The sequence below is a fragment of the Streptomyces sp. NPDC006655 genome (assembly GCF_040703965.1).
Classification (GTDB): domain Bacteria; phylum Actinomycetota; class Actinomycetes; order Streptomycetales; family Streptomycetaceae; genus Streptomyces.
Genome location: NZ_JBEYJU010000062.1, coordinates 19,050 through 32,901 on the forward strand (window position 1 = coordinate 19,050; position 13,852 = coordinate 32,901).

At 70.5% G+C, this 13,852-nt stretch carries 11 protein-coding genes; 6 read left to right on the forward strand and 5 right to left on the reverse strand.

The window, feature by feature from the left end:
- Positions 1 to 14: 14 nt before the first annotated feature.
- On the reverse strand, positions 15 to 2,993 hold the full coding sequence (gene uvrA, locus AB0958_RS29795; protein ID WP_366893567.1) for an excinuclease ABC subunit UvrA: 2,979 nt from the start codon (positions 2,991 to 2,993) through the stop codon (positions 15 to 17).
- A 224-nt stretch (positions 2,994 to 3,217) separates the two neighbouring features.
- On the opposite strand from uvrA, the gene AB0958_RS29800 reads away from it, so the two are divergent.
- From AB0958_RS29800 to AB0958_RS29820, 5 genes are all read left to right on the forward strand, one after another.
- Positions 3,218 to 3,904, forward strand: coding sequence for a maleylpyruvate isomerase family mycothiol-dependent enzyme (locus AB0958_RS29800; RefSeq protein WP_366893568.1), 687 nt, complete (start codon positions 3,218 to 3,220; stop codon positions 3,902 to 3,904).
- 46 nt (positions 3,905 to 3,950) lie between these two features.
- A complete protein-coding gene (locus AB0958_RS29805) occupies positions 3,951 to 4,607 on the forward strand; it encodes an MBL fold metallo-hydrolase (RefSeq protein WP_366893569.1) in 657 nt (218 codons plus the stop codon).
- Positions 4,608 to 4,906: 299 nt separating this feature from the next.
- Positions 4,907 to 5,791 (forward strand): ABC transporter substrate-binding protein, encoded by an 885-nt coding sequence (locus AB0958_RS29810; RefSeq protein WP_366893570.1) that lies wholly within the window; start codon positions 4,907 to 4,909, stop codon positions 5,789 to 5,791.
- Entirely contained in the window at positions 5,788 to 6,690 is a 903-nt protein-coding gene (locus AB0958_RS29815; RefSeq protein WP_366893571.1) for an amino acid ABC transporter permease, read from the forward strand. Before AB0958_RS29810 ends, AB0958_RS29815 begins: the two co-directional genes overlap by 4 nt.
- Positions 6,687 to 7,439, forward strand: a complete 753-nt coding sequence (locus AB0958_RS29820) for an amino acid ABC transporter ATP-binding protein (RefSeq protein WP_366893572.1) — start codon at positions 6,687 to 6,689, stop codon at positions 7,437 to 7,439. Before AB0958_RS29815 ends, AB0958_RS29820 begins: the two co-directional genes overlap by 4 nt.
- Before the next feature lie 8 nt (positions 7,440 to 7,447).
- On the opposite strand, the gene aroQ is transcribed toward AB0958_RS29820, so the two are convergent.
- Positions 7,448 to 7,921, reverse strand: coding sequence for a type II 3-dehydroquinate dehydratase (aroQ, locus tag AB0958_RS29825; protein ID WP_366893573.1), 474 nt, complete (start codon positions 7,919 to 7,921; stop codon positions 7,448 to 7,450).
- Positions 7,922 to 8,092: 171 nt separating this feature from the next.
- Here aroQ and AB0958_RS29830 point away from each other — a divergent pair, with 171 nt between their 5' ends.
- Positions 8,093 to 9,382 (forward strand): MFS transporter, encoded by a 1,290-nt coding sequence (locus tag AB0958_RS29830; protein WP_366893596.1) that lies wholly within the window; start codon positions 8,093 to 8,095, stop codon positions 9,380 to 9,382.
- Here AB0958_RS29830 and AB0958_RS29835 read toward each other — a convergent pair.
- The 3 genes from AB0958_RS29835 to AB0958_RS29845 all read right to left on the reverse strand — a co-directional run bounded on the left by AB0958_RS29835 (position 9,372) and on the right by AB0958_RS29845 (position 13,848).
- Complete coding sequence (locus AB0958_RS29835) at positions 9,372 to 10,472, reverse strand: ionic transporter y4hA (protein ID WP_366893574.1); 1,101 nt, start codon at positions 10,470 to 10,472, stop codon at positions 9,372 to 9,374. The genes AB0958_RS29830 and AB0958_RS29835 overlap by 11 nt on opposite strands.
- A 114-nt stretch (positions 10,473 to 10,586) precedes the next feature.
- Positions 10,587 to 11,588: a TerC/Alx family metal homeostasis membrane protein gene (locus tag AB0958_RS29840; RefSeq protein ID WP_366893575.1), complete on the reverse strand. Its 1,002-nt coding sequence runs from the start codon at positions 11,586 to 11,588 to the stop codon at positions 10,587 to 10,589.
- 223 nt (positions 11,589 to 11,811) lie between these two features.
- Entirely contained in the window at positions 11,812 to 13,848 is a 2,037-nt protein-coding gene (locus AB0958_RS29845; RefSeq protein WP_366893576.1) for a TerD family protein, read from the reverse strand.
- Between the last annotated feature and the right edge of the window lie 4 nt (positions 13,849 to 13,852).

A 13,852-nucleotide genomic window follows, 5' to 3' on the forward strand; every position in this document is an offset into this window, starting at 1 on the left:
CCCGGTGGGGGGGGTCAGGCCTTGCGGGCCCGCGTCGCCCTCTTCGCGGGCGCCGCCTTCTTCGTGGCCCCGGCCGTCTTCTTCGTGGCCCCGGCCGTCTTCTTCGCCGCCGTCCTGCGCGGTGCCTTCACCGAGCTGGCGTCGCTGACGCGGTCGGCACCGAGGATCTCGCGCAGGAACTTGCCGGTGTGGCTGGCCGGGACGCCGGCCACCTCCTCGGGGGTGCCCTCGGCGACGACGAGTCCGCCGCCGGCGCCGCCCTCCGGACCCATGTCGACGACCCAGTCCGCGGTCTTGATCACGTCGAGGTTGTGCTCGATGACGATGACCGTGTTGCCCTTGTCGACGAGACCGGACAGGACCTTCAGCAGCTTGCTGATGTCCTCGAAGTGCAGACCGGTGGTCGGCTCGTCGAGGACGTAGACGGTCCGTCCGGTGGAGCGGCGCTGCAGCTCGCTGGCGAGCTTCACCCGCTGCGCCTCACCGCCGGACAGCGTGGTCGCGGACTGGCCCAGGCGGACGTAGCCGAGACCGACGTCCTTGAGCGTGTTCAGGTGGCGGGCGATCGACGGGACGGCCTCGAAGAACTCCGTGGCCTCCTCGATCGGCATGTTCAGGACTTCGGCGATGGACTTGCCCTTGTAGTGGACCTCCAGGGTCTCCCGGTTGTACCGGGCGCCGTGGCAGACCTCGCAGGGGACGTAGACGTCCGGGAGGAAGTTCATCTCGATCTTGATGGTGCCGTCGCCCGCGCAGTTCTCGCAGCGGCCGCCCTTGACGTTGAAGGAGAAGCGGCCCGGCAGGTAGCCGCGGACCTTCGCCTCGGTGGTCTCGGCGAACAGCTTGCGGATGTGGTCGAAGACGCCGGTGTAGGTCGCCGGATTCGACCGCGGGGTGCGGCCGATGGGCGACTGGTCGACGTGCACGACCTTGTCGACGAGGTCGTCGCCGTCCACGCGCGTGTGCCGGCCCGGGACGTTGCGCGCGCCGTTCAGCTCGCGGGCCAGGTGGGTGTAGAGGATGTCGTTGACCAGCGTCGACTTGCCGGAGCCGGACACGCCCGTGACGGCGGTGAAGACACCCAGCGGGAAGGACACGTCGATGTCCTGGAGGTTGTTCTCCCGGGCGCCGTGCACGGTGAGCCGGCGGGACGGGTCCTGCGGGCGGCGGATGTCGGGCAGCGGGATCGACTTCTTGCCCGACAGGTACTGACCGGTCTGCGACTCGGCGTTGGCAAGCAGTTCCTTGAGGGAGCCGCTGTGCACGACCTTGCCGCCGTGCTCGCCGGCGCCGGGACCGATGTCCACGACCCAGTCGGCGACCTTGATCGTGTCCTCGTCGTGCTCGACGACGATGAGCGTGTTGCCCATGTCGCGGAGCCGGACCAGGGTCTCGATCAGGCGGTGGTTGTCGCGCTGGTGCAGACCGATCGAGGGCTCGTCCAGGACGTACAGGACGCCGACGAGGCCGGAGCCGATCTGGGTGGCCAGGCGGATGCGCTGGGCCTCACCGCCGGAGAGGGTGCCTGCCGCGCGGTTCAGCGAGAGGTAGTCGAGGCCGACGTCCACGAGGAAGCGCAGCCGCTCGTTGACCTCCTTGAGCACGCGCTCGGCGATCTTCTTGTCGCGCGCATTGAGCTTGAGCTCACCCAGGAAGTCCGCGCAGTCGCTGATCGACATCGCCGAGACCTCGGCGATCGACTTCTCCATGATGGTGACGGCGAGGACGATCGGCTTCAGGCGGGTGCCCTGACAGGTCGGGCAGGGCACCTCGCGCATGTAGCCCTCGAAGCGCTCACGGCTGGCGTCGCTCTCGGCCTCGCTGTGCCGGCGCTTGACGAACGGCACGGCGCCCTCGAAGGGCGTGGTGTACACGCGCTCGCGGCCGTACCGGTTGCGGTAGCGGACCTCGATCTGGGTCTTGTGACCGTGCAGCAGGGCCTTCTTGGCGCGCTGCGGCAGACCGGCGAAGGGGATGTCGGTGCGGAAGCCCAGCGCGTCCGCGAGGGCACCGATCAGGCGGCCGAAGTAGTCCTTGGTGTGACCGTGCGACCAGGGATGGATGGCGCCCTCGTCGAGGGACTTGTCCTCGTCCGGGACGATCAGCTCCGGGTCGACCTCCATACGCGTGCCGATGCCGGTGCACTCGGGGCAGGCGCCGAACGGCGAGTTGAAGGAGAAGGAGCGGGGCTCCAGCTCCTCGAAGGAGAGGTCGTCGTAGGGGCAGTACAGGTGCTCCGAGTACATGCGCTCGCGCTCCGGGTCGTCCCCAGGGAGGTCCACGAAGTCGAGCACGACCATGCCGCCGGACAGGCCGAGGGCGGTCTCCACGGAGTCGGTGAGACGGCGCTTGGCGGTGTCCTTCACCGTGAGGCGGTCGATGACCACCTCGATGGTGTGCTTCTCCTGCTTCTTCAGCGTCGGCGGGTCGGACAGCTGGACGGTCTCGCCGTCCACGCGCGCGCGGCTGTAGCCCTTGGTCTGGAGGTCGGCGAAGAGATCGACGAACTCGCCCTTGCGCTCGCGCACCAGCGGCGAGAGCACCTGGAAGCGGCTGCCCTCCGGCAGCTCCAGCACCTTGTCCACGATGGCCTGCGGCGACTGGCGCGAGATCGGGCGGCCGCACTCGGGGCAGTGCGGCTTGCCGATGCGCGCGAAGAGCAGCCGGAGGTAGTCGTAGACCTCGGTGATGGTGCCGACCGTCGAGCGCGGGTTGCGCGAGGTCGACTTCTGGTCGATGGACACCGCCGGGGACAGGCCCTCGATGAAGTCCACGTCCGGCTTGTCCATCTGCCCGAGGAACTGGCGGGCGTACGAGGAGAGCGACTCCACGTAGCGACGCTGGCCCTCGGCGAAGATCGTGTCGAAGGCCAGGGAGGACTTGCCCGACCCGGACAGGCCCGTGAAGACGATGAGCGAGTCACGAGGCAGGTCGAGCGAGACGTTCTTCAGGTTGTGCTCGCGCGCGCCACGGACGATGAGACGGTCGGCCACAGCCGGTCCGCACCTTTCTTGAGAGAAGTGACAGGGGCAGAGCCCCGTGCTTCTTCAGACTAGGGGGAGCCACTGACAACGCCGGACGGATTCCTGGATGCGTAAACAATCCCGGACCATCCAGCATGCCCGACGCCGTCAACGACGATATAGCACGCGCATTCGATTTACGGAGCCCGACGGAAACCTTCACCCGAAGGTGTGGCCGGGCTAGTGTCAGCCGCATGATTGATCACGCTCATGACCTGGCGTCTGTACAGGAAGCGACGGACCGGCTCCTCAGCGCAGTCGCCGCACTGGACAACGCGGCCGTCACGCGACCGTCACGGCTGCCCGGCTGGACGGTCGGCCACGTCCTGGCCCACCTCGCCCGCAACGCGGACGCGCTCGCGAACGTCCTGGACGGCCGCCCCATGTACGCCTCCGGCGAGGCGCGGGACTCCGACATCGAGCGGGACGCGCCGCGCCCCCTCGACGTGCATCTGGAGGACCTGCGCGCGAGCCACGCCGCGTTCCGGGCCCAGGCGGAGGTGCCCGCGGACTGGACGCGGACGGTGGAGCTGCGCAACGGGGTCACCGACGTCGCGGCCCGGGTGCCCTTCCGGCGCTGGGCCGAGGTCGAGCTGCACCATGTCGACCTCGGGGCCGGGTACGAGCTGGAGGACCTGCCGGAGGAGTTCACCGAGCGGGAGATCGACTTCCTCGCCGACCGCTTCCTGGGGAGCCCCGACGTGCCGGCGACCCGGATCACGGACGGCACGCGCGCGTGGCGCACGGGGAGGCAGGCACCGCAGACGGAGGTCACCGTCCAGGGCCGGCCCGCGGACCTGCTCGGCTGGCTCTGCGGACGCCGCGACGGGACCGCGCTGGAACTGTCCGGCGGGGAGTTGCCGAAGCTGCCGCCGCTGTAGCGGGCGAACCGCCCGACGGGGCCGCGCCCGCTATAGGCTGACCGCCATGACGTACAGCGGAGAGGTCACGGTCGGCGGGCCGGCGGACGTGCACGAGCTCAAGGACCTGATGATCACCAAGATCGCGGTCGGGCCGATGGACAACAACGCCTATCTGCTGCGCTGCCGCGCCACGGACGAGCAGTTGCTGATCGACGCGGCCAACGACGCGGAGACGCTCCTGGGCACGATCGGTGACGACGGCATCGCGTCCGTCGTCACCACGCACCAGCACGGCGACCACTGGCAGGCGCTGGCCGAGGTCGTCGCCGCCACCGGCGCGCGCACGTACGCGGGCCGCGAGGACGCCCCCGGCATCCCGGTCACCACCGACGTCCTCGTCGACGACGGCGACGTCATCCGGGTCGGCCAGGTCGTACTGACCGCCCGCCACCTCGTCGGCCACACCCCCGGCTCGATCGCCCTGGTCTACGACGACCCGCACGGCCATCCGCACGTCTTCACGGGCGACTGCCTCTTCCCCGGCGGGGTCGGCAACACGCGCAAGGACCCGGAGGCCTTCGCCAGCCTGATCCACGACGTCGAGACGAAGATCTTCGCGGTTCTGCCGGACGAGACCTGGGTGTATCCGGGACACGGCAACGACACCACGCTGGGTGCGGAGCGCCCGCACCTGCCGGAGTGGCACGCACGCGGGTGGTGAGTACGGGGCGCGCATCACCAATCGCGCGCCCCGTGTGAACAGTTCGCACGCGCCGGAGCCCAGCGCACGCTCCCGGCGCGTGTGGTTGCGCGGTCAACTGGTGGCAGCCCCGCACAGGATGACGGCTCCTGCGCGGTACGGGCCGCCGGTCATCATTCCCCGCCCTCGGCCGGCGGCCCCGGCGCGTCTGTCCGTCCGGTGAGCGGCAGCGTTCACAGAACCGCAACACCCGTTCCCAGTATGCGGACAATTACCGGCTTGACCTGGACAAACGCGGTGTTCGCTGTCACTCTCCCGCCATGCACCCTGCCCCGAGCGCGCTGCGTCGCGCTGCCGCCGCCACCACCATAGCCCTGCTCGCCACCGCTGTCGGCTGTGCTCCGCAGCCGGACGACAAGGCGTCCGGCGCGTCCTCCCCGTCGGCCGGAACCACCTGTGCCAAGGGCAAGTTGGCCACCCGGACCACCGGCAAACTGACGATCGCGACGGACGAACCCGCGTACGAGCCGTGGTTCAAGGACGACAAGCCGGCCAACGGCGAGGGCTACGAGTCGGCGGTCGCGTACGCCGTGGCGAAGCAGCTGGGGTACGACAGGAGCGCGGTCGTCTGGCAGAGCGTGCCGTTCAACAAGGCGTTCGCCCCCGGGGTGAAGACGTTCGACTTCGACATCAACCAGGTCTCCATCAGCGCCGAGCGCAAGAAGGCCGTGGACTTCTCCTCCGGCTACTACGACGTGCGCCAGGCGGTCATCGCGCTCAAGGGCACCAAGGCCGCGAAGGCCACGAGCGTCGCCGACCTCAAGGGTCTCAAGCTGGGCGCCCAGGTGGGCACGACGAGCCTCGACTACATCAGTGACGTGGTGAAGCCGTCCCAGCAGGCGGCCGCCTACTCCAAGAACGACCAGGCCATCTCGGCGCTCAGGAACGGCCAGGTGGACGCGATCGTGACCGACCTGCCGACCGCCTTCTACGTGACCGCGGCCCAGGTGACGAACGCCAAGATCGTCGGCCAGTTCGAGAACCAGGGCGGTACGCCCGAGCAGTTCGGCCTCGTCCTGGACAAGGGCAGCGCCCTCACCTCCTGCGTGACCTCGGCCGTGGACGCCCTGCGCGGGGACGGCACGCTGGCGAAGCTGGAGAAGCAGTGGCTGTCCGACGCCGTCGACGCTCCGGTGCTCAAGTGACGGTCACGAAGGCCGAGACCGGGGAGGACTCCGGCGAGGACGGAATGCGCGACGCGTACGTCCCCTCGCAGCGGCGCCTGGACCGCGAGCGCCACAAGCGCGTCCGGGCGCGTCGCGCGACCGCGATCGCCGCGCTGTCCACCCTGGTCACGGCCGTGGTTCTGTACTTGATCGTGGTCAGCGCGCCGGGCTGGGAGCGCACCAAGGAGACCTTCTTCGACGGTCAGTACGCGCGCGAGGCCTTCCCCAAGGTGCTCGACGGCCTGTGGCTCAACATCCGGCTGCTGCTGGTCTGCGGCGTCCTGGTGCTCGTCCTGGGCATGTTGATCGCCATCGCGCGCACGCTGCCGGGCCCCGTGTTCTTCCCGTTGCGGGCGCTGGCGGCGGCGTACACGGACTTCTTCCGCGGTCTGCCGCTGCTCATCAATCTGATGATCGTGGTGTTCGGGGTGCCCGCGCTGCGTCTCCAGGGCGTGACCGTCGATCCCGTGCTGCTGGGCGGTACGGCGCTGACGCTGACGTACTCCGCGTACGTCGCCGAGGTGTTCCGCGCGGGCATCGAGTCCGTGCACCCCTCGCAGCGCGCGGCGGCCCGCTCGCTGGGGCTGACCAACCGGCAGGCACTGCGCCACGTGGTGCTGCCCCAGGCGGTACGCCGCCAGGTGCCGCCCCTGCTCAACGACCTGGTGTCGTTGCAGAAGGACACCGGGCTCGTGTCGATCGGCGGCGCGATCGACGCCGTACGGGCGTCCGACATCATCGCCCAGCGCAGCCTCAACTACACGCCGTACATCGTCGCAGGGCTGGTGTTCGTGGCGCTGACCATCCCCATGACGCGCTTCACGGACTGGGTGACGGCCAGGACGGACCGGCAGCGGGCCCAGGGAGGATCCATATGAGTGAGGCGCCTGTCCTGCGCATGGAGTCCGTCCGCAAGACCTTCGGCGACTCGGTCGTCCTGCGGGACGTGGACCTGGAGGTCGCCCCGCACACCGTGACCGCGCTGATCGGTGCCTCCGGCTCCGGCAAGTCGACGCTGCTGCGCTGCGCCAACCTCCTCGAGGAGATCGACGACGGCGCGATCTGGCTGGACGACCAGGAGATCACCGATCCGCGAACCGACCAGGACGCGGTCCGGCGCCGTATCGGCGTGGTCTTCCAGGCGTACAACCTCTTCCCGCACATGACCGTGCTGGACAACATCACCCTGGCTCCCCGCCGGGTGCACGGTGTCGCCCGCGCCGAGGCCGAGGAACGCGCCAGGGAGCTGCTGGAGCGCCTCGGGCTGGGCGGGAAGGCGGATGCCTACCCCGACCGGCTGAGCGGCGGTCAGCAGCAGCGGGTGGCCATCGTGCGCGCCCTGGCGGTACGGCCCCGGCTGCTCCTGCTCGACGAGATCACCGCCGCCCTCGACCCGGAACTGGTCGGCGAGGTGCTCACCGTGGTCCGTGATCTGAAGGACGAGGGCATGACCATGGTGCTGGCGACGCACGAGATGGGCTTCGCCCGGGACGTCGCCGACCAGGTCTGCTTCCTCGACGGCGGCGTCGTCCTCGAACGCGGCACGGCCGACCAGGTGTTCGGCGACCCGCAGCAGGAGCGCACCCGGCGCTTCCTGCGGCGGATCGTGGAGGCCGGGCGCCTCTGAGGCACCGGTCAGGCTTGCGCGGTGGCGGCGCCGACCAGCGCCGCCACCCGCTCCACGCCGAACACATAGCCCTGGACACCGCATCCGGCGATCACACCGTCCGCGCGCAGCGAGACGTAGGAGTGGTGGCGGAACGACTCGCGCTTGTGGATGTTGGAGATGTGGACCTCCAGGACGGGCAGCCCGTCGCAGGTGTGGAGGGCGTCCAGGATCGCGACCGAGGTGTGCGAGTAGGCGCCCGGGTTGATGACGATCCCGCAGTGGCCGAGGCGCGCCTCATGGATCCAGTCGACCAGTTCGCCCTCGTGGTTGGACTGTCTGAAGTCGACGGTGCCACCGTGTGCGGCCGCCGCCCTGACGCACAGGGCCTCGACGTCGGCGAGCGTGTCGGAACCGTAGATCTCCGGCTGGCGCCGGCCGAGCAGGTTCAGGTTGGGTCCGTTGAGGATCATGATCGGGGCGTCGGTCAGGGTGCGGGGCACTGTTCCTCCGGGTCCGTCAGACGTGAACGGCCCTGGTGGGACCGCGACTCAGAACGGTTTATCACGGTGCGCCGGAGCGCTCGCGAAGGACGCCGTGCGCCCCCGTAACCCACGATCACCGCGGGTAGTTGACCCGGCATGCACGATGTACGCACCGTAACTCCTCCCTCGATGCTGTGGCTGGCCGCGGCCTCGCTCGCCGGGACCGCGATCGAGTTCTACGACTTCTTCGTCTACGGGACGGCCGCGGCCCTCGTCCTGGGGCCGCTGTTCTTCCCGACGTTCTCGACGGTCGCGGGGACGCTGGCGGCGTTCGGGACGTTCGGCGTGGGCTTCGTCGCCCGGCCGCTGGGCTCGGCGCTGTTCGGGCACATCGGGGACCGGCGGGGCCGGCGGCCCGTTCTGGTCCTGTCCCTGCTGCTGACCGGCGTCTCCACGGCCGCCGTCGGATGCGTGCCCTCGTACGGCACGATCGGTGTCGGTGCTCCCGTCCTGTTGCTGGCGCTGCGGTTCCTGCAGGGGCTGGGGCTCGGTGGGGAGTGGGGCGGGGCGGTGCTGCTGACCGCGGAGCACGCGCCGGCCGGCCGGCGCGCCCTGTGGTCGAGCTTTCCGCAGATCGGCCCGGCCGTCGGCTTCCTGCTGGCCAACGGCGTGATGCTGGCCCTGTCGGCGACCCTCTCGGACCCGCAGTTCGCGCAGTGGGGGTGGCGGGTGCCGTTCTGGGCGGCGGGAGCGCTGGCGCTGGGCGGCCTGTGGGTGCGCTCCTCGCTCCCGGAGAGCCCGCGCTTCCTGGAGATCGACGAACACGCGCGCGTGCCGCTCGCCGAGGTCGTACGGCACCACTGGCGGCTGGTGCTGCTGACAGCGGGCGCGCTCGCGGTCGGGTACGCGGTGTTCTACGCGGTGACGACCTGGTCGCTGGCGTACGGGACGGAGCGGCTCGGGGTGAGCCGTACGGTCATGCTGGTCTGCATCATGGCCGCCGTGGTGGTGAAGGGCGCGCTCACGCCGGTGATGGCCCTGCTCGGCGACCGTTACGGGCGGCGTCCGCTGTGCCTGGTGGGGTGTACGGTCTCGGCCCTGTGGTCGTTCCCGATGGTCGCGTTGCTGGCGACCGGGCAGCCGCTGTTGATGTTCATCGGGTTCACGGGGGCTCTGGTCGCGTTCGTCACGATGTTCTCGGTGGTCGCCGCCTATCTGCCGGAGCTGTACGAGCCGCGGGTGCGCTGTACCGGCGCCGCGGTGGGCTACAACCTGGGCGGGGTCGTCGGGGGCGCGCTCACGCCGATCGTGGCGACGGCGCTGGCGCAGCACGACGGTCGGGTGCCGTGGGGTGTGGGTGCGTATCTGGCGGGGGTCGCGCTGCTGAGTCTGGGCTGCTTCGCCCTGTTGCCCGAGACGGGCCCGGCGCCGGTGGCGGCGGTCGAGCCGGTCACCGGCCGCGCGCGGTCTATGGGTTGATCGCCAGTTCCAGGTAGACCGCGAACAACACCAGATGGACACCGCCCTGCAGCGGTGTGGCCCGGCCCGGTACCACCGTCAGGGAGCTGACCACCACGGTCAGCGCGAGCAGCAGCATGTGGGTGGAGCCGAGGCCGAGGACGAGTGGTCCGGAGAGCCAGATGGAGGCGAGGGCCACCGCGGGTATGGTCAGGCCGATGCTGGCCATGGCGGAGCCGAGCGCCAGATTGAGGCTGGTCTGCACGCGGTCGCGGCGGGCTGAGCGCAGGGCCGCGATGGTCTCGGGGAGCAGCACCAGCAGGGCGATGATCACGCCGACGACGGCCTGGTGCAGACCGGCGGCCTGTACACCGGCCTCGATCGTCGGGGACACCCCCTTGGCGAGTCCGACGACACCGATCAGGGCGAGGCCGAGGAGTCCGAGGCTGATCCACGCCGTGCGCGCGGAGGGGGCCGCGGCGTGGTCGTCGGCCGCCATCACCTCGCCCTGCCGGGTGATCGGCAGGAAGTAGTCGCGGTGCCGTACGGTCTGCGTCGCCACGAACAGGCCGTACAGGATCAGTGAGGTCAGGGCCGCGAAGGTGAGCTGTACGCCCGAGAACTCCGGGCCCGGCTTGGTGGTGGTGAACGTCGGCAGCACCAGGCTGAGCGTGGCGAGGGTGGCCACGGTCGCGAGGGCGGCCCCGGTGCCCTCCGGATTGAAGACCGCCGTCCCGTGCCGCAGCGAGGCGACGAGGAGACAGAGGCCGACGATGCCGTTGCAGGTGATCATGACGGCGGCGAAGACGGTGTCCCGGGCCAGGGTGGCGCTCTTGTCGCCGCCGTCGGCCATCAGGGTGACGATCAGGGCTACTTCGATGATCGTGACAGCGATGGCGAGGACGAGGGAGCCGAAGGGTTCACCGACCCGGTGCGCCACGACCTCGGCGTGGTGGACCGCCGCCAGGACCGATCCCGCGAGGACCAGCGTCACCAGCGCCACGACCCAGCCGGGCAGATCACGGCCCCAGGTGAGGGCGAGGAGGACGACCGCGAGCACCGGCACGAGGAACGTCCACTGAGTGGTGAGCGACCTGAGCCGAATGATCATGCAGCGATGGTGGCAGAGGCGTACATCGTTCGCATTTCCTGTCCTTTCCGGGGCCGGGGGCCCGCCGTCGGCGCGGCTCGGCCCCCGGCTCGTACGGTGCGGTCGGGCGTGCGGTCAGACGTCGACGCTGTCCCTCGGAGCGCCCTCGCCCTCGGGCTGCGCCGGCCCGGCGGCCGCCTGCTTCCCGGAGGCCCTGAGGCTGGTGATCGTGGTGACGATCAGGACCGCGCAGATGACGCCGAGGGAGACCGGGATGCTGATCTCCGGAACGTGGACGCCGGACTCGTGCAGGGCGTGCAGCACCAGCTTCACACCGATGAAGCCGAGGATGATCGACAGGCCGTACGAGAGGTGGACGAGCTTTTTCAGCAGTCCGCCGATGAGGAAGTACAGCTGTCGCAGACCCATCAGCGCGAAGGCGTTGGCCGTGAAGACGATGTACGGGTCCTGCGTCAGGCCGAAGATCGCAGGGATGGAGTCCAGCGCGAACAGGACGTCGGTCGTGCCGATCGCGAGCATCACGACCAGCATCGGGGTCATGACCCGCTTGCCGTTCTGCCGGATCCACAGCTTGGTGCCGTGGTACCGGTCGGCCACACCGAACCTGCGCTCGACGGCCTTGAGCAGCTTGTTCTCCTCGAACTCCGCTTCCTCCTCATCGGCGCGGGCCTCCTGGATCAGCTTCCAGGCGGTCCAGATCAGGAAGGCACCGAAGAGGTAGAAGACCCACGAGAAGCTGGCGAGGATCGCGGCGCCCGCGGCGATGAAGATCGCGCGCAGCACCAGGGCTATGAGGACGCCGACGAGCAGCACCCGCTGCTGGTACCGCGAGGGCACGGCGAACTTCGCCATGATCAGGACGAAGACGAAGAGGTTGTCGACGCTCAGCGACTTCTCGGTGATGAAGCCGGCGAAGAACTCTCCCGCGGGCCGGCCGCCGGAGAACAGGAACAGACCGAGGCCGAAGAGTCCGGCCAGGGCGATCCAGACGACGGTCCAGATCCCGGCTTCCCTGATGGACACGTCGTGCGGTTTACGGCCGATGAAGAAGTCGACCGCTATCAGAGCGGCCAACCCCAGGACGGTGAGGACCCACAGGGTCACGGACACATCCACTGCGCCTCCGGTTCGTGAACGGGCAAAGTCCCAGCGCCATCGCTGCCGGAGGTCTCTTCCACCCGAGACGGGCCGACGCCCCGGGATCCGGTCGGATCCGTATTGACGGGTACGCCGCAGCAGACAGGGAGTACTCCCCTCCGTGGGGAAAACAGTACCCCAATCACCAAGGATTGGTAAAGCAGTCAGCAAAATAAAGACCAAATACCAAGGTCAGGCGACTTTACATACGCTTGGCACGGGCCGTCGCGACCTGCGTGAGCACCTGCTGGAGCACCTGGCTGCCGACCGGCACGAGGCAGGGCTCGTACGTCCAGGCATGCCCCACCCACGGATCGGCCAGGTGACCGTCCGGTGCCGGGGTGAGTCGCATCAGTGAACGCCAGAGCGGGTCGAGCAACGGGCCGTGGGCGGCGGCGTCCTCCCGGTCGGCGACCAGCAGGAGGTGGACGCCGGCGTCCGGGCCCTCGTCCGCGAGATAGCGCAGCTGGTTGACGGCCCGGTCGTCGAAGCCGTGCGGGAAGTCGTGGACGATCAGCAGCTGACGCGAGGTGTCCGGACCGGGCGGCAGTGCGTCGGGCGCCCCACCGCGCACCGCCATCTGCACCAGGTCGACACGCTCGGTGAGCCGCCCCAGCGTGTCCGCCACACCGGCGGCGCCTCTCGCGGGCGGTGCCGTCAGCGCGCCCGTCCCGGTCAGCGGCGCGAGCGCGGACGCGCCGGAACCGGCCGGATCGATCACGTGCACCCCGAACTCACCCGCCGGATGAACGGCGAGCAGCCGGGCCGCGAGCGCCACCGCCGTCCGCACGGCCAGGTGCCGCAGCTCACCGGTGTCGGCCCCGGCTCCGTCGTGGGAACCACTGTCGATCCACAGTCCCCGCTCCAGCGGCAGCCTGACCAGCCACGGGATGCGCAGCGCGGAGCTCTCCGTGAGATGGAGGTCGCCCAGCCGGACGGCCAGGGGCGGCTCGGCCGGCACCCGGTAGCCGTGCCAGACGGGATTGTCCCAGCGGGCGTACGCAGGAGGCAGTGCGGGCTCGACGACCTCGGACTCGGCGGTGAGCTGGGCGACGTCCCGGTCGAGGACCGCCCGCGCCTGGTCGACCAGCTCGTCCCGGCGGGCCCGGGCCGCCTCGCGGGCGGCGTCGCCCACGGAACCCAGGCGACTGCGCGGATCGGAAAGCGCCTGGTCCAGCTCCCTCGCCAGGCGCGACTGGGCGAAGTCGACGGCGCTGCGGTAGGCGGCGGTGGCTCGGGCCAGGTCCTCGAACATGCCCCAGACCTGGTTGTAGAGCCGCTCGTCCAGGGACCAGCCGACCGCGTCACCGGCGACGGGCGGCGCGGGGCCCTCCGCCGGGACCGGAGCCTCCGGTGCCGCGGGCCGAGGGGCCCGGCGGCGCCCGGGGTGCGTGTAGTCGATGGCGCCACCGACGCTCGAAGTGGCGGCCACTGTGGTGCCGGAGTCGTCGTCGGCGGCCGAGGACCTGCCACCGGGCGGCGGTTCCGTCCCGCCCACCCCGCCGCAGGGGGCCGGCCGACTGCTGCCGGCACCGGAGGCCGGGGAGTCGTACGAAGACCCGGCGGCGCCGTCAGGCAGGTCGGGACCGGTGACGGAGGCGGCACCCGGCAGGTCGGGACCGGTGACGGAGGCGGCCGTGTGGCGGGAGCGGTCGGTCTCCGTCGTACGCACCGGGATCGAGCGGGTCATGCCGTGTGCCACCGCTTCCTCGATCCCGCGGGCGAGGTCGGCGGCCTGGGGCACCCCCTGGTCGGCGAAGAGCGCGGTGAGACCGTCCGCGTAGCCCTGGCCCACCGCGCAGACCTTCCAGGCACCCTGACGTCGGTAGACCTCGAGAACCACGACGGCCGACTCGGCGTCCAGGCCGGCCAGGGTGTACGCGGCGATCTCGGTGCCGTCGAGGCCGGTGACCGAGGCGCGGGGAGCGGGGACGGCACCGAAGCGGGGCGGGCCGCCGGGTGTGGCGGGCAGGGCGATCAGGACGCCGAGCCGGTGCACGGCCTCAGGCAGGGCGTCGAGGTCGACGGCGATCCGGTGCCCGGCGGCCGCCTGCCGGGAGACCTCCAGCCCTGGCAGGCTGGGCGCGCCCGGATGGGCCACCCGGTCGGCGTCCCGCACCCGGCCGCTCTCGTCGGCGAGGGTGGCCCCGGCGACCACGGGCACGCCGGCCGAGATCCGGATCTCGATCCGGTGCCGTGAGAGCGGATGGTTCTGCCCGCGCACCAGCTCGGCCGCCATGGCC

Coding starts and splice junctions, on each gene's coding strand:
- AB0958_RS29835 (WP_366893574.1), bottom strand. CDS start 10,472: ATGATCATTCGGCTCAGGTCGCTCACCACTCAGTGGACGTTCCTCGTG.
- AB0958_RS29810 (WP_366893570.1), top strand. CDS start 4,907: ATGCACCCTGCCCCGAGCGCGCTGCGTCGCGCTGCCGCCGCCACCACC.
- AB0958_RS29845 (WP_366893576.1), bottom strand. CDS start 13,848: ATGGCGGCCGAGCTGGTGCGCGGGCAGAACCATCCGCTCTCACGGCAC.
- AB0958_RS29820 (WP_366893572.1), top strand. CDS start 6,687: ATGAGTGAGGCGCCTGTCCTGCGCATGGAGTCCGTCCGCAAGACCTTC.
- AB0958_RS29800 (WP_366893568.1), top strand. CDS start 3,218: ATGATTGATCACGCTCATGACCTGGCGTCTGTACAGGAAGCGACGGAC.
- AB0958_RS29805 (WP_366893569.1), top strand. CDS start 3,951: ATGACGTACAGCGGAGAGGTCACGGTCGGCGGGCCGGCGGACGTGCAC.
- AB0958_RS29830 (WP_366893596.1), top strand. CDS start 8,093: ATGCTGTGGCTGGCCGCGGCCTCGCTCGCCGGGACCGCGATCGAGTTC.